The organism is Burkholderia sp. BCC0397 (assembly GCF_902832865.1).
Classification (GTDB): Bacteria; Pseudomonadota; Gammaproteobacteria; order Burkholderiales; family Burkholderiaceae; genus Burkholderia.
Genome location: NZ_CADFDL010000004.1, coordinates 18750 through 38795, shown reverse-complemented (window position 1 = coordinate 38795; position 20046 = coordinate 18750). Strand labels below are relative to the sequence as shown.

Sequence of the window (20046 nt, the reverse complement as noted above, 5' to 3'; positions counted from 1 at the left end):
CAAAACAGGTTAGCACGGAGAAGCCGATGCTCGAACTCCCGAACCGCTTCAATTTCGAAGGCCACCGGATCGCATGGGGCACGCTCGGCGAAGGCCCGCCGCTGGTGCTCGTGCACGGCACGCCGTTTTCGTCGCAGGTATGGCGCCGGATCGCGCCGTGGCTCGCACGGCGCCATCGCGTGTATTTCTACGATCTACTCGGCTACGGCCAGTCCGACATGCCGGACGCGGACGTGTCGCTGGGCCGCCAGAACGCGCTGTTCGGCGCGCTGCTGAATGAATGGAAACTCGTGCGGCCGCGCGTGCTCGCGCACGACTACGGCGGCGCAACCGTGCTGCGCGCGCACTTTCTCGACGGCATCGCGTATGCGGATCTCACGCTCGTGAACCCGGTCGCGATCGCGCCGCAAGGCTCGCCGTTCGTGCGTCATGTCGCGCAGCACGAAGCCGCGTTCACCGGCTTGCCCGCGTATGCGCATCGCGCGCTCGTGTCGGCCTATCTCGGCAATGCGGTCGCGCGGCCGTTGAGCGACGACGCGCTGTCGATCTACCGTGCGCCGTGGCTCACGCCGGCCGGCCAGGCCGCGTTCTATCGTCAGATCGCGCAGATGCGCCAGCGCTACATCGAGGAAGCGGAGGCCCGCTACGCGCCGCCGGACTTTCCGGTGCGCATCGTGTGGGGCGAGGACGATGTGTGGATTCCGCTCGAACAAGGACAAACGCTGGCCGATCGCATCGCGAACGGCCAGCTGATCCGGGTCCCGCATGCGGGCCATCTGGTTCAGGAGGATGCGCCGGAAGCAATCGTCGCCGCCGTGCTCGACGGGTACGCGCCGGGCTGAGCCGGCACCGCATCACGCGTCAGAACGCCGGCACGCCTTGCGCGAGCGTCGCGACGAACTTCGCAGTGCGCGGGTCGCGCGGCCGGCCGAACAGGTCGCGCGATGCCCCGGCTTCGACGATGCGGCCGTCGGCGAGGAACACCGCATCGTGTGCGATCGACGCAGCGAGGCGCAGGTCGTGCGTGGCCATCAGCATCGTCGTGCCTTCGCGCGCGAGCTGGCGCAGCACCTCGACCACTTCGACGGACAATTCCGGATCGAGCGCCGACGTCGGCTCGTCGCACAGCAGCACCTGCGGAGACGGCGCGAGCGCCCGCGCGATCGCCACGCGCTGCTGCTGTCCGCCCGACAGCGTGGCCGGCCATGCGTCGGCCTTGTCCGCGATGCCGACCTTGTCGAGCAGCGCGAGTGCCCGCTGGCGCGCCTGCTCGCGCGGCCAGCGCTGCACGGTCACGAGCCCCTCCATCACGTTCTGCACGACGCTCAGGTGCGGAAACAACTGGAAGTTCTGGAACACCATGCCGGTCTGCTTGCGCACCGCAAATACCTCGTCGCGCGACGGCCGGCGCCCCGGCACGAAGTCGATGCGCGCCTCGCCGACCGTGAGTGTGCCTGTCTCCGGCACTTCGAGCAGGTTCACGCAGCGCAGCAGCGTGCTCTTGCCGCTGCCGGACGGGCCGATCAGCGCCGTCACGCCGCCCGGCTGCAACGCGAGGTCGATTCCGCTCAGCACGCGATGCGCGCCGAACGACTTGTCGATGCGTTCGAGGCGGATCATCGCAACTCCGCGTGGAACAGCGCATGCCGGCCGAAGCGGGTTTCGAGGCGACGTTGCAGCGTGGACAGCACCGAGCTGAACAGCAGATAGATCAGCGCGGCTTCGGTATAGAGAATCAGCGGCTCGTAGGTCACGGCCGCGATGCGCTGCGCGGCCTGGAAGATCTCGGGCACCGTCAGCACGGCCGCGAGCGACGTGTCCTTCACGAGCGAGATGAACGAGTTCGACAGCGCGGGCAGCGCGACGCGCGCGGCCTGTGGCAGGATTGCGCGGCGCAACGCCTGCGCGCGCGTCATCGACATCGAGTACGCGGCTTCCCACTGCCCCTTCGGCATCGACTCGATCACGCCGCGGATCACCTCGGCGTTGTACGCGCCGACGTTCAGCGAGAAACCGATCACGGCGGCCGTCAGCGGATCGAGCACGATGCCGACGCTCGGCAATCCGTAGAAGATCACGAACAACTGCACGAGCAACGGCGAGCCGCGGAACAGCCAGATATAGAACCGCACGGCGGCCTGCGCCCAGCGCGGCCCGAACAGCCGCACGAGCGCCGCGCCGAACGCGAGCAACAGGCCGATCGCGAACGACGCGAGCGTGAGCGGGACCGTAAACACGAGCCCCGCGACCAGCAGGGGGCGCAGCGATTCCGCCATCAGGTGCAGCCAGGCCGGCATCGTTCAGCTCCGCGTCACGGCTGCGACACGTCGCGGCCGAAGTACTTCTGCGAGATCTTCGCGTAAGTGCCGTCCGCCTTGATGTCCGCGAGCGCCTTGTCGATCGCGGCCACCAGCGCGGGGCTGCCCTTGCGCAGCAGCACGCCGGACGCGTCGCCCGCGCCGGCCTTGTCGGTCGCCGCGATCTTCAGTTTCGCGTCGGGCTTGTGCTTGCGGAAATCGAGGTACGACAGCGAATCGTTGATCGTCGCATCGACGCGCCCCGACGTCAGCAGGTCGATCGATTCGTTGAAGCCCTGCACGGGCACCACGTCCGCGCCGTGCGCGGCCGCGAGCTTGCCGAAATTGCTGGTCAGCGTATTCGCGGATTTCTTGCCCTTCAGGTCGTCGAACGAGCGGATCGTCGTGTTGTCCGCGCGCACGATCAGCACCGCGTGCGACGTGATGTACGGCGTCGAGAAATCGTATTTCGCCTCGCGCGCATCGGTGATCGACACTTCGTTGACGACCGCGTCGTAACGGTTCACATCGAGGCCCGCGATCAGCCCGTCCCATTTGCCTTCGACGAACTGCGGCTTCACGCCGAGACGCTGCGCGACCGCGGTCGCGATGTCGACGTCGAAGCCCGTCAGCTTGCCGGTTTCGTCGTGGTACGTGAACGGCGCGTAGGTACCTTCGGTGCCGACCCGGAACACGCCGGCCGACTTGATCTGCGCGAGATCGTCGGCGGCGAATGCGCTCGTGGCCGCGACAGCCTGCAGCAGCGCGACGAGCAGAATGGAGCGGAGGAATTTCATGGTGCGGACCCCGAACGATGAAAGGGAGTGAACCCGCCGGCCCGAGCGGCCGCGCGAGAGGTCCGCGAATTCTACCGACGCGCCGATGCCCGGCAAAAACGCAAATCCGCTAACGATATGAGCGCGTCGAATAACGCGCGGGCAGCCGCTCATTGCGCAGACGAAATCCGTCGCGATTCAACGCGACAATCGTCCGACAATTCGTTACCGGCGGTTACAGAAGCGACATTGCGGTATCACCCATTCGGCACGCGCTACGTACCATGAAAACATGATGAACCGACAGGTCGCGGGTTTGGCTCCCCACGATCGGAGTGAACGGCAAATGAAACGCATCCTGTTGCCCTGTGCCCTCGGCATCGCGGCTGCCTGCCAGTCGGCAGGCGCGTTCGCGCACACCGACGTCGGCGTGTACCTGGGCGTGCCGGGGCCGGTGATCGAGGCGCCGCCGCCGGTCTACTACACGCCGCCGCCCGTCGTGTACGAGCCGGCGCCCGCCTATTACGGCCCGTACTACGGCGAATATCGCTACCGCCGTTACCGGCACGACAACGGCTGGCATCGCGGCTGGCGACATCACCGCGGCGACGACGATTGACGGTCGCTCGGCCGCATCCCGGCCGAGGACATTCCACGCGCCGGCCTCCGCGCCGGCGCGTCCGCATCACTCCGCCGCTTACCAGGGCAGCGAATACGTCTTCGTATTCGTGAAGCTCTTCATCGCCTCCTGCACGCCCTCCTTGTACCCGAGCCCCGAATCCTTCACGCCGCCGAACGGCGTCAGTTCCAGTCGATAGCCGGGCACTTCGCGCACGTTCACGCTGCCGACCTCCAGCTCGGTGATGAAGCGCGTGATGTGGTCGAAGCGGTTCGTGCACACCGACGACGACAGCGCGTAGTCGGTGCTGTTCGACATCCGGATCGCTTCGTCGATGTCGCGAAAGCGCATGATCGGCGACACCGGGCCGAAGGTTTCATGCTTCACCAGCGGCATGTCGGGCGTCACGCGATCGACGACGGTCGGCGAATACAGCGCGCCGTCACGCACGTTGCCGACCAGCAGCCGCGCCCCGCGCGCGATCGCATCATTTACCTGCTGCTCGCAGAACTTCGCGGCCGCTTCGTCGATCACCGTGCCCATGTCGACCGACGGGTCGGACGGATTGCCATACGACCATGCGCGCGTCTTCTCGACAACCAGCGCCGTGAAGCGATCGGCCACCGACTCGTGCACGAGCATCCGCTTGATCGCCGTGCAGCGCTGCCCCGAATTCTTGTACGAGCCCGACACCGCGAGCGTGCTCGCCTCGTCGAGATCGGCGTCTTCCATCACGATGATCGGATCGTTGCCGCCGAGTTCGAGCACCGCGCGCCGGTAGCCCATTCGCGCAGCGATCGACTTGCCGATCGACACGCCGCCGGTAAACGTGATCATGTCGATCGCCGGGTTCGTGATCAGCTCGTCGGCGATTTCCTTCGGGTCGCCGGTGATCACCTGCAGCATCTGCGGCGGCAAGCCGGCTTCGTACAGGATGTCCGCGAACAGGTAGCACGACAGCGGCACCTTCTCCGACGGCTTCACGACGATCCGGTTGTTGGTCGCCACCGACGGCACGATCTTGTGCGCAACCTGATTCATCGGGTGATTGAACGGCGTGATCGCCGAAATCACGCCGAGCAGCGGGTCGCGCTGCGTGTACACGCGGCGCTTCTTGCCGTGCGGCGTCAGATCGCACGAGAAGATCTGCCCGTCGTCCTTCAGCACTTCGCCCGCGCCGAACGTCAGCACATCGGCCACGCGGCCGGCTTCGTACGTCGAATCCTTGATGCACAACCCGGCCTCGGCCGTGATCAGCGCCGCGATCTCCGCGGTGCGCGCACGCACGATGTCGGCCGCGCGGCGCAGGATCGCCGCGCGATCGTGGCGCGTGAGCGTCGGCCGGTACGCACGTGCGACCGCGAACGCGCGGCGCACGTCGTCGAGCGTCGCCTTCGGCACGGTGCCGACCAGCGCGCCGTCGTACGGGTTGCGCACGTCGATCACCGCATCCCGCTGAATCCGTTCGCCGTCGATTCGCAGTGCTTCGCGACGAATCTCGCGGACGGCCGTCGATGCTGCAATGGCGTTCATGACTGTATCCCCCAAGGATGCGCGTGCATCACTGCAGATGGTTGAGCGCGATGTCGATGATGTCGAAGTTGCGCAGCCGCGCCCGGCCGGTGACGTCGGTCGCGACCGGCTTGCTGAAGATCAGCGGCACGATCTGCTCGGAGATCCCGCCGTGCGAGCGCAGCGGCACGTCGAGGCCCGACAGGTCGTGCTTGATGCGGCGCGTGCCGAGCACGACGTCCTGCTTCGAGATCACGATCAGGTCGCCCATCCGCGCGGGCGGCAGCTCGAAGCGCGCGCAGCCTTCGGCGCCCGTCAGCACGACCTCGATGCCGTCGACCGCGGCGAGCCGCGCACGCAGCGCATCGTTGTCGGCCGTCGCCGGCACGTAGACGGTCGCGAACGAACCGAGCGCACCGTGGTGCACGACGTACGGATCGGTGATCGGCAGGATCACGCGCGCCGCATCGTGGCCGAGCCATTCGTCGAACAGCTCCTGCAGGTAGATCACGTTCGGCTCGCCGGTCTCGTCGTCGTGCTTCGCGTTCATCCCGTGATCGGCCGTGATCGCGACGATCGCGCCGAGCGCGTCGAGGCGCTGCAGGTAGGTGTCCATCATCGCGTAGAACGCGTTCGCGCCGGGCGTGCCGGGCGCGCACTTGTGCTGCACGTAGTCGGTGGTCGACAGGTACATCAGGTCGATCGGGCGCGTCTCGAGCAGGCGCACGCCGGCGGCGAACACGAACTCCGACAGGTCCGCGCTGTACACGCTCGGCACCGGCTTGCCGACCAGCTCGAGCACGTTGTCGATGCCGTTTTCGTCGACGCTCGCCTCGTCGGCCTTTTCCGACGAGAAGCAGATGCCCTTCAGCCCCTTGCCGAGCAGGCGGCGCAGCTTGTCCTTCGCGGTGACGACCGCGACGCGCGCGCCCTGTTCGGCGAAGGTCGCGAGCACGGTGGGGGCCACGAGGTACTTCGGATCGTTCATCAGCACCTCGGCACCGGTGTCGCGATCGTAGAAGTAGTTGCCGCTGATCCCGTGGATCGCCGGCGGCACGCCGGTCACGATCGACAGGTTGTTCGGGTTCGTGAAGCTCGGCACCACGCACTCGCCCTTGAGCGCCGTGCCCGGCTTCAGCAGCGTGCGCAGGAACGGCGCGACGCCGGCCTCGGCCGCCATCTCGAGATATTCATAGGCGCAGCCGTCGACGCAGACCACCACCACGGGGCGGCTCATCCAGTTGTAGCGGCGGCCGTTCACTTCCACGGATACAGGCGTTTCAGTCATGACGTTCAGTCTTTTCGGTTCGAAGGGACGGGTCGTCGGCGCTCGCGCCGAGGGGTGCTTCCACGCTTGACATTAAAATGGACTGTTTGTAGATTGTCAACAACATGCAGCGAACAGAATGCAAAGTGTGTCGTGCAGCGGAGGCCGGCGCCGCTCATACGGCGCGTGTGACGCGCCTTGAAGACGATCGTGGGCCCGGTGATCCCTGCGCCGGACGATGAGGACAACGGCGTCAAAGCGTTTTATCGAGCGGTCAAAAAGCGCGACTACATTGCGTACCTGGGCACGCGCATCAGGTCGATACGTTTCGCATCGGCTGGGTCGGCGAGGCCGGCGTTCAGGACGCGATCGCCGACACGCTGACGGCGATGGTCGTGCGTCGCGGGTCCGTAGAAGCGGCGGCCTGACGCGATCCGCCCGGCGACGCGCGGCCCACCGCGCGTCGCCGTGAGGCGGTCTCATTTTCATTTCCCCGCCGCGCGCGGCACGACCTACCGACCTTTACTGGCACGACATCCGATGCGACCCTTCTGGATCGAACAAGCGCTGTTCAACGACGGCGATCTCTCCCCCGCGCTGCAGGGTGCGACGCAGGCCGACGTGTGCATCGTCGGCGGCGGCTTCACAGGCCTCTGGACCGCGATCCAGGCGAAGCAGCAGAACCCGGCGCTCGACATCGCGATCCTCGAAGCCGACCTGTGCGGCGCCGGCGCGAGCGGCCGCAACGGCGGCTGCCTGCTCACGTGGTCCGCGAAATTCCTGACGCTGCGGCGCCTGTTCGGCGAAGCCGAGGCGATCCGGCTCGTGAAGGCATCGGAAGCGGCCGTCCAGCACATCGCCGATTTCTGCCGCGCGCACGGCATCGATGCCGAATTGCGGCTCGACGGCACGCTGTACACCGCGACGTCGCGCGCGCAGGTCGGCACGCTCGCGCCGGTGCTCGACGCGCTCGCCGCGTGCGGCATCCACAGCTACGAGCCGCTGCCGCCCGCCGAAGTCGCGCGCCGCTCGGGCTCCGCGCGCAATCTCGACGGCGTCTACTCGCCCATCGCCGCGACCGTGCATCCCGGCAAGCTCGTGCGCGGGCTGCGCCGCGTCGCGCTCGCGATGGGCATCCGGATCTACGAGCGCACGCCGATGCTCGACTTCACGCCCGGCCAGCCGGCCGTCGTGCGCACGCCGTCCGGCAGCGTCACGGCGGGCAAGCTCGTGTTCGCGATCAATGCGTGGATGGCGAGCCGCTTCCCGCAGTTCGAACGCACGATCGCGGTCGTGTCGAGCGACATGGTCATCACCGAGAAATGCCCGGAACTGCTCGAGAAGACCGGGCTCGTGGACGGCGTGTCAGTGCTCGATTCACGGATCTTCGTCTATTACTACCGCACGACCGCCGACGGGCGGCTGATGCTCGGCAAGGGCGGCAACACGTTCTCGTGGCGCAGCCGCATCGCGCCGGTGTTCGACCGCCGCTCGCCGTACGAGGCGCAGCTCACGCACAGCCTGCGCGAATTCTTCCCGTCGCTTGCGGGCGTGCCGGTCACCGCAAGCTGGAACGGGCCGTCGGATCGTTCGGTGACGGGCTTCCCGTTCTTCGGCCGCCTCGATAACGCGCCGAACGTGTTCTACGGCTTCGGCTATTCGGGCAACGGCGTCGGGCCGACCTACATGGGCGGGCAGATCCTGTCGTCGCTGGTGCTCGGCCTCGACAACGCGTGGACGCGCAGCCCGATCGTGCGCGGCCCGCTCGGCCATTTCCCGCCGGAGCCGATCCGCTATGTCGGCGCGCACGTCGTGCGCAACGCGATCCGCCGCAAGGAGCGTGCGGAGGATGAGGGCCGGCAACCGTCGGCTATCGATACGTGGCTCGCGAAGTTTGCGAGCGCGGCGGGGAAGGCCGACAAGGCGTAATTACATCATTCAGATAACGTATCGAATCACCTGCCCTGCCGGCAGACCGCGTTGCGTCACGGTACGATTGGCGATCTCGCCAATACATCTGAAGAAATGCTGCGCTTTCTGCTACTGGCCGCACTGACCGTGATGATCGGCGCGTGCTCGAAATTTAGAGATGGGAAATGGACGGCGCTTCGGGATATGCCGGCCTTCGCCGAACCAAACGACGATAGAACCCACCCGATCTTCACGGTCAGGACAGGTGAATCTTGCGTCCCCGTGACGGATCGGGCTGCAAAGATCTATGCATATACGCAAGTGCGCTGTGAATCCGGAACCGGCTGGGTACTGGACGATTTCTTCGATAAACAGCGCGGCAAATGATCAGTTGCCGGCGATCACCACCTTCGATCGGACATCTCAACGTCGCGCGAAGCGACGGCCGTCCTACTCGACTGCACGAGCGGGCCATGTGCAAGCTGGCGACTCGACCACGAAAGGCCGTGATCCAGCCGCTCCGCGGCCTTTCGTCGTCAACGTGCGGGACAGGTAACGTGTCCACTCACGCGCCGGCCTTCTCCCGCGCCGCCTTGCCCGTCGCGGGCAGCCCCTGCTCGTGCATGCGGCGCATCCGCGCGAGGCCGTGTGCGACGTGCTCGCGCACGAGCGCGACGGCCCTCTCCTCGTCGCCGGCCGCGAGCGCCTGCACGATCTTGTCGTGCTCGGCCGCCGACACCGCGATCGCATCCTCCTCGGCCTCGATCGCCGCCTGGCGCAGCAGGCCAAGCTGGCGCACGAGCCGCCGGTAGGTGTCGATGAGATGCGTATTGCCGACGCCGACCACCATCGCGTCGTGGAACTGCACGTTCAGCTCGGTGTAGCGCGTGACGTCGTGCGTCTTCGCGGCGGCCTTCATCGACTGGATGATGCCCTTCAGCACCTTCAGCGTATCGGGCGAGCTACGCTTCGCGAGCGCGCGCGCGACCGATTCGTCGAGCATCGCGCGCACTTCGTAGATTTCCTCGGCCTCGCGCAGCGGCACGACGCGCACCGTCACGCCGCGATTCTTCTCGTTGCGCAGCAGCCCGGCCTGTTCGAGCGCGCGGAATGCTTCGCGCACTGGGCCGCGCGACACGTTCAGCTTCGTCGCGATATCGACTTCGTTGAGTTTCTCGCCGGGCGCGTATTCGCCGGACACGATCGCGCGCTCGAGCATGTCCTGGACGATCATCGCGAGCGACTGGCTTTGCAGGAGTTCGATGGCGTTGAGCGCGTTCGAGGCAGTCATGGAGCGGCAGGCAGCAACGCTGCGAGTGAAAACGAGGGCGCCATATCGGCGAATGATCGTTGTATACCCTCGGCCCCAAATATTGTCAACAGTTTTCAGTTTCCAAAATCCAATCCTGCGGGCCGGCGCGCAACCGGTATCCAGCCGGCACGCGGCAGTCGCGCGGTGCGGAGGCACTGCCCCGCTTCGCGCGACGCCTGCGCCTCCGTCAGGCCGTGTGCTTCACCGGCCCCGGATCGCTCTGGCTCGGCCGACCCGTCTCGACGTGGCCCGCGAAGCGGCGCACGACCTTGTCGCCGCCGCCGCGCAGCGTCGTCGCGGTGATCGTCAGATCGTACCAGCCGTGGCTTGACGACAGCTCGAAGTGCCCTTCGACGCGCTCGCCCGGCTCCAGCGTGTAGGTGCGCGCATGCGCATGGCTGTACGCGTTGTCGACCGTCACGCGGCACGTCGCGCGCCCGCTGTTGCGCAGTTGCAGGTACACGTGGCGATTGCGCACGTCGTAGCCGATCTTCGCTTCGGGGTTCGCGTGGCGGCCGTCCGCGGCGAGCCGCGTGTTGCCCTGGAATTCGCACAGATAACCGTTCGGGCCGTAGGCGGCGAGATGGTACTCGCCGCGCGCGGCCGACGTGCTCCACGTATCGACGAAGCGGTCGCGCGCGGACACCGCGTAGCGGCGCGGCGGCGTCGCCGGGTTGCGGCGGTCGTACACGTAGAACGCGGCGCCCGCGTCGCCGGTGTTCGCGAAGTCGAGCGACACGGTGTCGTCATGCGCGCTCACGCGGCTGTGCACGAACAGCTCGTACGGCAGCGCACGCGCCGGACGCGTGCCGGGCTCCTGCGCCGGCATCGACTGCTGCGCGGGCACCTGGTACGCCTGGCCGGCCGTCGCGATATGCTGCGGCACCGTGAAGCTCACCGTGCGCGTGTCGGGCCGCGCGGAGAAGTCGAACGCCGACGTGAGGTCGCCGCAGATCGACCGGCGCCACGCGCTGATGTTCGGCTCCTTCACGCCGAAACGCGCTTCGAGGAAACGCAGCACCGACGTATGGTCGAACGTCTCCGAGCAGACCCAGCCGCCCTTCGTCCACGGCGAGATGATGATCAGCGGCACGCGCGGCCCGAGGCCGATCGGCTGAATGCCGCCCGGGTCGGCGCCCGGCACCAGCGGGCTCATTTCGCCCGGGTACTTGTTCAGGTCGAGCAATTCGTCGCCGAGGTTCGACAGCAGGTTCGACGACACGATGCCCTGGCCGCCCACGCCGCTCGTGACGGGCGGCACCGGCGGCACGACGTGGTCGAACAGCCCGTCGTTCTCGTCGTAGTTCAGGATGAACACCGTCTTCGCCCACACTTCGGGGTTCGACGTCAGCGCCTCGAGCACCATGTTGATGTAGAACGCGCCGTCGGTCGGCGACGCCTGCGGGTGCTCGCTGTACTTGTACGGCGACACGATCCACGACACCTGCGGCAGCCGGTTGGCCTGCACGTCGGCCTTCAGTTCGGCGAGCGTGTGGTTCGATGCGCCCTTGTCGACCAGCGGGCCGCTCGCGCCTTCCTTCACCTGGAAGCGCTTGAAGAACATCAGCGAGTTGTCGGTGTAGTTGTCGGTCGGGTCACCCGGGATGCCGGTGCCGCCCTGGTACACCTTCCAGCTGATCTTCGCGTTCTCGAGGCGTTCGGCGTAGGTCGTCCACGTATAGCCGTTCACGTCGTTGCGCTCGCCGATGCCCGGGCCGTTCGGCTGCGTGCCGTACACGTTGCGCGAATCGACCGTGCCGGTCCACAGGTAGATGCGGTTCGGCGCGGTGTCGGCGTGCGCGGAGCAGAAGTACGAATCGCAGATCGTGAACGCGTCGGCCAGCGCGTAGTGGTACGTGAGATCCTGGCGCTTCAGGTAGCCCATCGTCAGCACGTCCTGCTTCTGGTTCACCCACTGGTCCCACTGGCCGTTGTTCCAGGACAGGTGGCCGCTGCTCCAGCCGTGGTTGGTACCCGGCTGGAATTCGGTCGTCTGCTTCGGATCGAGGTAGAACGGCAGCACGTACGGCGCCGACGGATCGAGCCCGCGCGAATGGTAGTTCTTCGTGAACACCGATGCCGGCGGCTGCTGCCACACCGGTGCGCCGTTCGGCAGCAGGTGCGGACGCGGGTCGTCGAAGCCGCGCACGCCGCGCAGCCCGCCGAAGTAATGGTCGAACGAACGGTTTTCCTGCATGAAGATCACGACGTGCTCCACGTCGCGGATCGTGCCGGTGCGATAGGCGGCCGGCATCGCCAGCGCATTGCGGATCGCGGGCGGGAAGCCCGCGTAGGCGGCCATCGCGCCGGCCGACTGCGCGGCGAGGCGCAGGAAATCGCGTCGATTGTTCGAGGACATGAAGAGAACCCTGTGGTCGGTGGGAGTGGGGTCGCCGGGCGAGCGGGGCCGGCGATCTGCGTCGCCGCTATTACCCCGCACCGGCATGTCCCCGCCGTGACCGGTTCCCGCAGGTTTCTTGCGGTCACCCCCAGCTTTTTTTCGAAGTCGCGCCCGACGCGCCTTTCATCCGGCCGACACATGCGTGCGCTACGCTGACGCGCGATGAAGAGGGGGGAGAAGCCGAGTCGTGTTCGATCAGCTGAAGGCGTTCCACGCGACCGTCCGGCAGGGCAGCATCACGCGCGCCGCGCGCCACCTGGGCGTGAGCCAGCCGACGATTGCCGCGCAGATCCGGCAGGTCGAGCAGGTGTACGGCGTCGAGCTGTTCTACCGCAGCGGCCGCAAGCTCGAGGTGACCGAGACGGGCATCGAGCTGCTGCCGCTCGTCGAGAAGATGATCGCGCTCGAGGCGCAGGCCGACATCATGCTGCGCAACGTCGGCGGCCTGTTCGAAGGTCACCTGCGGATCGGCGCGACGGGCCCGTACTACATCATGGACGCGGTCGGCCGCTTCTCGAGCGCGCATCCGTCGATCGCGCTCACGTGCCGGATCGGCAACTCCGAGGAAATCCTGCAGGCGCTGCAGGAATTCCGCATCGATCTCGCGGTCTCGTCGCAGCGCAACGACGCCGACGGCCTCGAGCGCAAGGTGATCTCGACCGATCCGCTCGTGCTCGTCGTGCATCGCCATCATCCGCTCGCGCGGTTCGATTCGATCGACCCGGCGCAGCTCGCCGACGTGCGGTTGCTGATCCGCGAGGAAGGTTCGGTCACGCGCCGCTGCACGGAGACGATCCTCGCAACGGCCGGCGTCGCGGCCACCTCGGTCGCCGAGATCGGCAGCCGCGAAGCGATTCGCGAGGCGATCCTGCATGGGGTGGGCGGAAGCCTCTTTCCGCTCGGCGAGGCCGAGCGCCATCCTGACCTGCGCGTGATCGCGCTGCGCGGCGTCGACACGACCATCGACGAATACGTGTACTACCTGAAAGCGCGCCGCCAGAGCCCCGCGATCGACGCGTTCCTCGCGTGCATCCTGCCGGACGGCGGCGAAGCGGCCGATGCGGTCGAAACCGGACGAACGATGCGGCGGGTGAACGCACGCTGAGCCGCCGCGCGTTCACCGCTTCCGCACACTATCTGGCGCTGTTCCCGCGCCTTCCCTCGTCGTTGTCCTCGTGCCTTCCTTCCGTCGTGGCGCCGTGCGTCACTTCGGCAGCGCCGGGATCATCCAGGTCAGCACGTGCTGCTGCAGGAACACCAGCACGCCGAGCAACAGCGTGAGGATCACGCTGTGCCAGAAGGTGCGCGCGAACACGACGCCTTCCTGCCCTTTCAGATCCGTCGTCGACACGCCCGTCGCGATGTTCTGCGGCGAGATCATCTTGCCCATCACGCCGCCCGACGAGTTGGTCGCGGCCATCAGCACCGGATCGAGGCCGAGCTGCCGGGCGGCGACGACCTGCAGGTTGCCGAACAGCGCGTTGCCCGACGTGTCGCTGCCGGACAGGAACACCGCGATCCAGCCGAGCGACGCCGACACGAGCGGGAACAGCGCGCCCGTCGACGCGACGCCGGTGCCGAGCGTGTAGCTGATGCCGGAGTAGTTCAGCAGGTACGCGAGCCCGACGATCATCATCACCGTGACGATCGCGATCCACGTCTGCCGCCACGTCTTCACCACGCATTCGACGAACGCGCCGGGGCCGGTGCGCGTCAGCGCGGCCGTGATGATCGCCGACAGCAGGATCGCGGTGCCCGTGCCGAGCGGCTGGAAATCCCAGATCGCCGCATACGGCTTGTGGTACAGCGACACGTACACGGCGTTGTGCAGGCCCGGCCACTTGATCTTCACGTCGCCGATCGCCGCGATGTTCGCGTGCACCCAGACGATCACGACCACCGACACGACGAGCCACGGCAGCCAGCCGCCGAAGCCTGCGCGCGCGGCGCCGGCGGCGGCCGGCACGCTGCGCGCGAGCGCATATTGCGGATCGGGCTGCGGCTTCCACACCTGCAGGAAGCCGATCGTCACGATCAGCGACGAAAGCGACGACAGCACGTCGGTGAGCTGGTAGCCGAGGAAGTTCGACGTGACGAACTGGGCGATCGCGAAACTGGCGCCCGACACGAGCAGCGCGGGCCACAGCTTCGCGATCGAGCGCAGGCCGCCATACGCGCCGACCACGTAGAACGGCAGCAGCAGCGCGAAGAACGGCAACTGGCGCCCGACCATCTGCGCGAGCGTCGCGGGCGGCAGCGACGTGACCGCGCCGAGCACGGTGATCGGCACGCCGAGCGCGCCGAACGCGACCGGCGCCGTGTTGAACAGCAGCGTATAGGTGAGCGCTTCGAGCGCGGGGAAGCCGAGCGCGATCAGCAGCGCGCTCGTGATTGCGACCGGCGTGCCGAATCCGGAGATCCCTTCGAGCAGACAGCCGAACGAGAACGCGACGACGAGCAGCACGAGGCGGCGGTCGTCGGGCAGGTTGTCGAGCATCCACTGCCGGAACTGGTCGAAGCGGCCCGACTTCACCGCGATGTTGTACAGCAGCAGCGCGTTGAAGACGATCCACATCACCGGCACGACCGCGAGCGCCATGCCGGCGCCGACCGCGTTGAACGCGAGCCCGGCCGGCATCCCCCACGCGCCGATCGCGACCGCGAGGCCCGCGACGAGCCCGGCGAGCGACGCCTGCCACGCGGGGCGGCGCAGCACGCCGAGCGCGATCAGCGCGACCGCGATCGGGATCGCCGCGACGAGGAACGACAGGAGCAGCGAGTGCGCGACCGGCGTCAACGGTTGCGCGAAGACGATGCCGGGCGGTAGGGCGTCGGTGGGATTCATCGTGTCTCCAGAGTCGACCCGGGTTCGCATGTCGATGCGCCGGGTTCGGTACAAGGCGATGTCCTGCAGTCACGACCGCGCTCGGGCGTTTGCGTACGCAACGACGTTGCGCGGCCAACCGATCGGTCGCTTAAAAGAGGTTAGGAGGCGCGACGCGCTTGTACAAGGGGGAGAAGCCCGATGCGGGCGAGCCGATGCGAACCGGCCACCGCGCGATGACCGGCAGATGGCGCGCAGCTGTCGCGTTCGACAGAAAACCCGTCGCAGCCGGCTCACCGGTGGCCGCGCAATGTTGCGCGACCGGAAAAGGTGACTGCCAGCCGCGAGGATGTTTCGTTTGGCGTCCGAAGCCTAGACTGGCTGCATCGTTTCCGGCCGCGCCGGCGATGGCGCGGCACCGGAACCTCACGGAGCAAACACGATGAAGACGATGAAACACGCGGCATGCGCGTTCATGCTGATCGGCGCGGCGTTCGCCGCTCACGCACAAGCCGCGTCGACGCTCACGCGCGCGCAGGTCCGCCAGGAACTCGTGGAACTGCAGGCCGCCGGCTACCGGACGAGCCTCGCAAGCAGTCCCGACTTTCCGGGGAACATGCAGGCGATCATGCAGCGTGCCGCTCAGGCGCGCGGTGAGGGCGTCGCCGCCGGTTACGGCAGCGACGGCCGGGCCAACGCGGAATCGGGCAAGCCGGCGCTGCCGCACGCGGCCGATCGCGGCACGTACGCGCATCACTGATCATTGACCACTGACGAAACCGGATTGCAATCGCATCGCGGCACGGCGCACCCTGCGCCGGCCGCATGCGCGATCGTCACACGCTGAAGCGGTTCAGCGTATAGGCGCGATAGGCGGCGACGAACGCGTCGAACGATCCGGCCTCCTTCGCTTCGAGCTCGGCCTGCTCGGCCAGCGACTTCGCGGCCAGCGCCTGCTCGGCGCGCAGCGTCTCGGCCGACGGCGGATGCGCGCGGAAATGCGCGGCATGCGCTTCGCTCTGCGCGAGCGCGAACGCGAGGAACGACTGGCCGTTCTCGCGCATCGTGCGCAGCACGCGCGCGGACGGCGTGCGCTCCGGATCGGCGAGCTTCTCGCGCTGCACGGCAATCGCGCGCGCATGCTCGTCGCCGCCGCGGATTTCGTCGAGCCGGCGGCCGACGATTTCGATATCGGCCATCAGCGCGTCCGCCCACGCCTGCAGCGTGACCGGCTGGCCATCGCGCGTCAGCGTGAGCCCCGGCTTGCGGCCGTCCAGCGTCACGCTGCCGAAGTTCGCGTTCGCTTCCTTGTACGCGTCGCAGTCGAGCGGCGCGCTTTCGTCGAGCGCGCAGGCGAGCAGGAACGCGTCGATGAAGCGCGCGGTCTCCAGCGCGATGCCGGTCGGCTCGAACGGATCGATGTCGAGACAGCGCACTTCGATGTACTGCACGCCGCGCGACGCGAGCGCATGCAGCGGCCGCTCGCCCGAATAGGTGACGCGCTTGGGCCGGATCGTCGAGTAGAACTCGTTCTCGATCTGCAGCACGTTCGTGTTGATCTGGATCCACTCGCCGTCGCGATGCGTGCCGATCGCCTCGTACGCCGGATACGGCTCGCTCACGGCCTTCGACAGCGCGTCGAGATAGCCGGGCAGCGTGTTGTAGTCGACGTGCAGCGCGGCCTGGGCCGTCGTGTTCGAGTAGCCGAGATCGCTCATCCGCAGGCTGGTCGCATACGGCCGGTACAGCGTATCGGCGTCGAACGTGTCGAGCTTGTGGGGCTTGCCGCGCAGGAACTTCGTGTCGAGCACCGGCGACGCGCCGAACAGGTACATCAGCAGCCAGCTGCGGCGGCGGAAGTTGCGGATCTGCGCGAGATAGCGTTCCGACTGGTAATCGACGAGCGTCGCCGTCGACCCTTCTTCCGCATGCAGGCGCCGCCACACTTCCTCGTGCAGCGAGTAGTTGTAGTGGATGCCGGCGATGCACTGCATCGTGCGGCCGTAACGGTACGCGAGACCGCGCCGGTACACCGTCTTCAGGCGGCCGATGTTCGACGTGCCGTAGTTGGCGATCGGGATCTGGTCGTCGGCCGGCAGCAGGCCCGGCATCGACTCGTTCCACAGCATCTCGTCGCCGAGCGATGCATACACATAGCGATGCAGATCGTCGAGGCGTTCGAGCGTGAGCGCGGCGTCGCGCTCCGCGGGCGTGATCAGTTCGATCAGCGCTTCGGAATAGTCGGTCGTCAGCGCCGGATGCGTGAGCGCCGAACCGAGCGCGCGCGGATGCGGCGTGAACGCGATCATCCCGTCGCGCGTCACGCGCAGGCTTTCCTTTTCGATGCCGCGCAGGCCGTCGGGCAGATGCTGCCGCGTCTGGCCCGAGCTCAGCGCGTCGAGGCGATTCAGCAGCAGTTCGGACTGGCGGTGAGTCATGGTGTTCGACATGGAGACGCAAGTGCGTGACGGCCGCGCGCAGAACGCCGCGCGCGGCCGGCTGGATTGTTGGTCGCTTCGTTGGTAGCGGGCACTTTAACATCTCGCCGAAAGCCGCGCTTGAGGTGGCTCCGGGCACGGCGCGCGGGCCTGAGCGGGCCATCGGACAGGCCGGGCGCGGGCAGTCCCGGCCGGTATCACCGGTTCCGGGCGAAGCCGATCGGCACGCCGGTCGGCGGAATTCGTCGGACGGAACGCGAACGGCAAACGGGTGGCGGCAGGTGCAACCGTGCCGCTGAATGGATCGCGAAACGACGCGTGTGCAGGCATCGCACGCGCGACATCCGGCCGGCGCCGGATACGTGGAATCACCGTGACGGGCCGCGTCACGCCGGCGCTTGCCGCATGCCGGCACCGCTTGCGCAACGGGTTGCAGCGCTGCCGCCTTGCGGTCGCACCCGGCCGCGGGCCGCCGCGCTTACCCGCCGCGCGCGCCGCCCGCCCGGTCCGCCACTTCGTTCCACAGATGCAGCGCCGCATACGCGCGCCACGGCCGCCAGCCCTCCGTGCGGCGCTTCTGGCTGGTGAGCCGGTCGAGCGCCGGGTCGCGCGTGGCGATCGACTGCATCAGCACGAGATCGGAGGCCGGCCATGCGTCCGGGTCGCGCCATGCGCGCATCGCGATGTATTCGACGGTCCACGGGCCGATGCCGGGCAGATCGAGCCACGCGCTGCGCAGCGTCGCGAGATCGGCATGCGCGCGATCGACCGGCACGTTGCCGGCCGCCACCGCGCGCGCCACGCCGGTCAGCGCCGCCACGCGCTTGCCGGGCATCCCGATCTTGTCGAGATCGCACGCGGCCAGCGCGTCGGGCGTCGGAAAACGCCACGCGGGCGCGCCGTCGTCTTCAGGAATCACGCGCTCGCCGGCCCGTTCGACGAGCCGGCCGACGATCGTCGTCGCGGCCTTCACGCTCACCTGCTGGCCGACGATCGCGCGCACGGCCAGCTCGAACCCCGACCACGCGCCCGGCACGCGCAGCCCCGGCGCGGCCTCGACGAGCGGCGCGAACCACGGATCGCGCGCGAGCCCGCCGCCGATCGCGGCCGGATCGGCGCCGAGGTCGAACATCGTCGCGACGTGCGCGGCGAACGCATCGTCGACATGGCGCGCGACCGCTCCTTCGACGGTCGCGATCAGGCAATGCTTGCGCGGGTGTTTCGTGACGGTGAGCCGGCCCGCATCGCCGTGCAGATCGACGATGCGGCGATACACGCCGTCGGCGACCTGCTCGACGCCCGGAATCGCGCGCCCGCTGAAGAAGCGCAGCACGCGCGCCCAGTCGTACGGCGCCTTGTAGCGCAGTTCCATCTGCGCGGACGGCGGCACGAGGCCGCCGTTCGCGAGGGACGTAATCGTTGTCGTCTCGATGCTCAAACCGCACTGCCCTCCGTCTCGGCTTCGGCTTCATCGTTGTGAACATGACGCGCCTCGGCCGCGAGCAGCGTCGCCTTGCGGCGCACGCCCCAGCGATAGCCGGCGAGCGCGCCGCCCTTTTGCACGACGCGGTGGCACGGGATCGCGAGCGCGACCGGATTCGACGCGCACGCGGACGCGACCGCCCGCACCGCGCGCGGCGAGCCGAGCGCCTCGGCGATCTCCGAATAGCTGCGCGTTTCGCCGTACGGGATATGCGTCAGCGCTTCCCACACGCGCTGCTGGAACGCGGTCGGCGCGATGTCGAGCGGCAGGTCGAATGCATGCCGCGTGCCGTCGAGGTACGCGCGGATCTGCGTGACGAACGGCGCGAGTCGCGCCGACGATTCGACCAGTTCGGCCCGCGCGAATGCGTCCTTCAGCTCGCCGACGAGCGACGCCGCGTCGTCGCCGAACGCGATCCGGCAGATGCCCTGTTCGGTGGCGGCGACGAGCACCGTGCCGAGCGACGTCGGCGCGGTCGCATAGTCGATCCGCAGGCCGGCGCCCTGGCGGCGGAATGCGGACGGCGCCATCCCGAGCTCGCGCGGCACCGACGCATACAACCGCGACGGCGAGTTGAAACCCGCGTCGACGGCCGCCTGCGTGACCGGCTGCCCGCTTTGCAGCGCCTGCCGCAGCGCTGCGCCGCGCTGCGCGGCCTGGTACTGCCGCGGCGACACGCCGACCACGCGCTTGAAGAGCCGCTGCAGGTGGAACGGGCTCACGTGCACGGCATCGCTCAACTGCTGCAGCGTGAGCCGCTCGGCGTGCGCATCGAGCACCGCGCACGCGCGATTGACGATTTCCAGCTCGCGCGGCAGCCCTTCCGGCTGGCAACGCTTGCAGGGCCGGAAGCCGGCCGCGCGCGCGGCCGCCGGATCGGCAAAAAAGGACACGTTCTCGCGGCGCGGCTGCCGCGACGCGCAGGTCGGGCGGCAGAACACGCCGGTCGTGCTGACCGCATAGAAGAACGCGCCGTCCGCATGCGGATCGCGTTCGGTCACGGCGCCCCAGCAGGCATCGTCGGTCGGATAGGCGGTTTTCATCTGAACCTCGCACTCTCTAGTGTAGATGGTGCCTACTCTAGACATCGGCACATGCCGTCGCGCCCTGAATCTTGCTCTGTGATTCGTGCCGGCGAATCGGGGCCGCATCCATAAAAACACATCCGACGAAACCCGCGCGGCGGCCGCTCCAGCGCGGTTTTCG

General features: G+C 67.9%; 17 protein-coding genes. 6 read left to right on the top strand and 11 right to left on the bottom strand.

What is annotated here, in order from left to right; genetic code table 11:
* Window positions 1–26: 26 nt before the first annotated feature.
* Window positions 27–842 (top strand): alpha/beta fold hydrolase, encoded by an 816-nt coding sequence (locus HWX03_RS14270; protein ID WP_175871644.1) that lies wholly within the window; start codon window positions 27–29, stop codon window positions 840–842.
* A 19-nt stretch (window positions 843–861) separates the two neighbouring features.
* Here HWX03_RS14270 and HWX03_RS14265 read toward each other — a convergent pair whose 3' ends face one another.
* Genes HWX03_RS14265 through HWX03_RS14255 form a run of 3 tightly spaced genes read right to left on the bottom strand, consistent with a single transcriptional unit; the run spans window position 862 to window position 3094 of the window.
* Window positions 862–1620: an amino acid ABC transporter ATP-binding protein gene (locus HWX03_RS14265; protein WP_175871643.1), complete on the bottom strand. Its 759-nt coding sequence runs from the start codon at window positions 1618–1620 to the stop codon at window positions 862–864.
* Window positions 1617–2297 (bottom strand): amino acid ABC transporter permease, encoded by a 681-nt coding sequence (locus HWX03_RS14260; protein ID WP_174391015.1) that lies wholly within the window; start codon window positions 2295–2297, stop codon window positions 1617–1619. Before HWX03_RS14260 ends, HWX03_RS14265 begins: the two co-directional genes overlap by 4 nt.
* Before the next feature lie 14 nt (window positions 2298–2311).
* Entirely contained in the window at window positions 2312–3094 is a 783-nt protein-coding gene (locus tag HWX03_RS14255; RefSeq protein WP_175871642.1) for an amino acid ABC transporter substrate-binding protein, read from the bottom strand.
* A gap of 325 nt (window positions 3095–3419) precedes the next feature.
* On the opposite strand from HWX03_RS14255, the gene HWX03_RS14250 reads away from it, so the two are divergent.
* Complete coding sequence (locus HWX03_RS14250; RefSeq protein WP_174391013.1) at window positions 3420–3692, top strand: hypothetical protein; 273 nt, start codon at window positions 3420–3422, stop codon at window positions 3690–3692.
* A gap of 78 nt (window positions 3693–3770) precedes the next feature.
* Here HWX03_RS14250 and phnY read toward each other — a convergent pair whose 3' ends face one another.
* Together phnY and phnA are read right to left on the bottom strand one after the other, a co-directional pair.
* Window positions 3771–5225 (bottom strand): phosphonoacetaldehyde dehydrogenase, encoded by a 1455-nt coding sequence (phnY, locus tag HWX03_RS14245; protein ID WP_175871641.1) that lies wholly within the window; start codon window positions 5223–5225, stop codon window positions 3771–3773.
* A 28-nt stretch (window positions 5226–5253) separates the two neighbouring features.
* Window positions 5254–6492 (bottom strand): phosphonoacetate hydrolase, encoded by a 1239-nt coding sequence (gene phnA, locus HWX03_RS14240; protein ID WP_175871640.1) that lies wholly within the window; start codon window positions 6490–6492, stop codon window positions 5254–5256.
* Window positions 6493–7011: 519 nt separating this feature from the next.
* Between phnA and HWX03_RS14235 the strand changes: the two genes are divergently transcribed.
* Entirely contained in the window at window positions 7012–8400 is a 1389-nt protein-coding gene (locus HWX03_RS14235) for an FAD-dependent oxidoreductase (RefSeq protein ID WP_175871639.1), read from the top strand.
* Window positions 8401–8451: 51 nt separating this feature from the next.
* Window positions 8452–8769, top strand: coding sequence for a hypothetical protein (locus HWX03_RS14230; RefSeq protein WP_175871638.1), 318 nt, complete (start codon window positions 8452–8454; stop codon window positions 8767–8769).
* A gap of 178 nt (window positions 8770–8947) precedes the next feature.
* Here HWX03_RS14230 and HWX03_RS14225 read toward each other — a convergent pair whose 3' ends face one another.
* Window positions 8948–9673, bottom strand: a complete 726-nt coding sequence (locus HWX03_RS14225) for a phosphonate utilization associated transcriptional regulator (protein WP_175871637.1) — start codon at window positions 9671–9673, stop codon at window positions 8948–8950.
* A gap of 208 nt (window positions 9674–9881) precedes the next feature.
* Window positions 9882–12053, bottom strand: coding sequence for a phospholipase C, phosphocholine-specific (locus HWX03_RS14220; protein ID WP_175871636.1), 2172 nt, complete (start codon window positions 12051–12053; stop codon window positions 9882–9884).
* 229 nt (window positions 12054–12282) lie between these two features.
* On the opposite strand from HWX03_RS14220, the gene HWX03_RS14215 reads away from it, so the two are divergent.
* Window positions 12283–13200: a LysR family transcriptional regulator gene (locus HWX03_RS14215; protein ID WP_175871635.1), complete on the top strand. Its 918-nt coding sequence runs from the start codon at window positions 12283–12285 to the stop codon at window positions 13198–13200.
* Between the two features lie 99 nt (window positions 13201–13299).
* Here HWX03_RS14215 and HWX03_RS14210 read toward each other — a convergent pair whose 3' ends face one another.
* Window positions 13300–14940 (bottom strand): L-lactate permease, encoded by a 1641-nt coding sequence (locus HWX03_RS14210; protein ID WP_174390270.1) that lies wholly within the window; start codon window positions 14938–14940, stop codon window positions 13300–13302.
* A 421-nt stretch (window positions 14941–15361) separates the two neighbouring features.
* Between HWX03_RS14210 and HWX03_RS14205 the strand changes: the two genes are divergently transcribed.
* Entirely contained in the window at window positions 15362–15679 is a 318-nt protein-coding gene (locus HWX03_RS14205) for a DUF4148 domain-containing protein (protein ID WP_175871634.1), read from the top strand.
* Between the two features lie 76 nt (window positions 15680–15755).
* Here HWX03_RS14205 and gshA read toward each other — a convergent pair whose 3' ends face one another.
* The 3 genes from gshA to ada all read right to left on the bottom strand — a co-directional run bounded on the left by gshA (window position 15756) and on the right by ada (window position 19883).
* Window positions 15756–17369, bottom strand: coding sequence for a glutamate--cysteine ligase (gshA, locus tag HWX03_RS14200; protein ID WP_175871633.1), 1614 nt, complete (start codon window positions 17367–17369; stop codon window positions 15756–15758).
* A gap of 466 nt (window positions 17370–17835) precedes the next feature.
* On the bottom strand, window positions 17836–18795 hold the full coding sequence (locus HWX03_RS14195; protein ID WP_175871632.1) for an AlkA N-terminal domain-containing protein: 960 nt from the start codon (window positions 18793–18795) through the stop codon (window positions 17836–17838).
* The gene (gene ada, locus HWX03_RS14190; RefSeq protein WP_175871631.1) at window positions 18792–19883 is read right to left on the bottom strand and encodes a bifunctional DNA-binding transcriptional regulator/O6-methylguanine-DNA methyltransferase Ada; all 1092 of its coding nucleotides are present in this window, start codon (window positions 19881–19883) and stop codon (window positions 18792–18794) included. Before ada ends, HWX03_RS14195 begins: the two co-directional genes overlap by 4 nt.
* Window positions 19884–20046: the final 163 nt, after the last annotated feature.

Bases quoted from the DNA above. Each gene is read 5' to 3' on its own strand.
- HWX03_RS14265 (WP_175871643.1), bottom strand. From the start codon at position 1,620: ATGATCCGCCTCGAACGCATCGACAAGTCGTTCGGCGCGCATCGCGTG.
- HWX03_RS14225 (WP_175871637.1), bottom strand. From the start codon at position 9,673: ATGACTGCCTCGAACGCGCTCAACGCCATCGAACTCCTGCAAAGCCAG.
- phnY (WP_175871641.1), bottom strand. From the start codon at position 5,225: ATGAACGCCATTGCAGCATCGACGGCCGTCCGCGAGATTCGTCGCGAA.
- phnA (WP_175871640.1), bottom strand. From the start codon at position 6,492: ATGACTGAAACGCCTGTATCCGTGGAAGTGAACGGCCGCCGCTACAAC.
- HWX03_RS14220 (WP_175871636.1), bottom strand. From the start codon at position 12,053: ATGTCCTCGAACAATCGACGCGATTTCCTGCGCCTCGCCGCGCAGTCG.
- HWX03_RS14260 (WP_174391015.1), bottom strand. From the start codon at position 2,297: ATGCCGGCCTGGCTGCACCTGATGGCGGAATCGCTGCGCCCCCTGCTG.
- HWX03_RS14250 (WP_174391013.1), top strand. From the start codon at position 3,420: ATGAAACGCATCCTGTTGCCCTGTGCCCTCGGCATCGCGGCTGCCTGC.
- gshA (WP_175871633.1), bottom strand. From the start codon at position 17,369: ATGTCGAACACCATGACTCACCGCCAGTCCGAACTGCTGCTGAATCGC.
- HWX03_RS14235 (WP_175871639.1), top strand. From the start codon at position 7,012: ATGCGACCCTTCTGGATCGAACAAGCGCTGTTCAACGACGGCGATCTC.
- HWX03_RS14205 (WP_175871634.1), top strand. From the start codon at position 15,362: ATGAAGACGATGAAACACGCGGCATGCGCGTTCATGCTGATCGGCGCG.
- HWX03_RS14210 (WP_174390270.1), bottom strand. From the start codon at position 14,940: ATGAATCCCACCGACGCCCTACCGCCCGGCATCGTCTTCGCGCAACCG.
- ada (WP_175871631.1), bottom strand. From the start codon at position 19,883: ATGAAAACCGCCTATCCGACCGACGATGCCTGCTGGGGCGCCGTGACC.
- HWX03_RS14255 (WP_175871642.1), bottom strand. From the start codon at position 3,094: ATGAAATTCCTCCGCTCCATTCTGCTCGTCGCGCTGCTGCAGGCTGTC.
- HWX03_RS14270 (WP_175871644.1), top strand. From the start codon at position 27: ATGCTCGAACTCCCGAACCGCTTCAATTTCGAAGGCCACCGGATCGCA.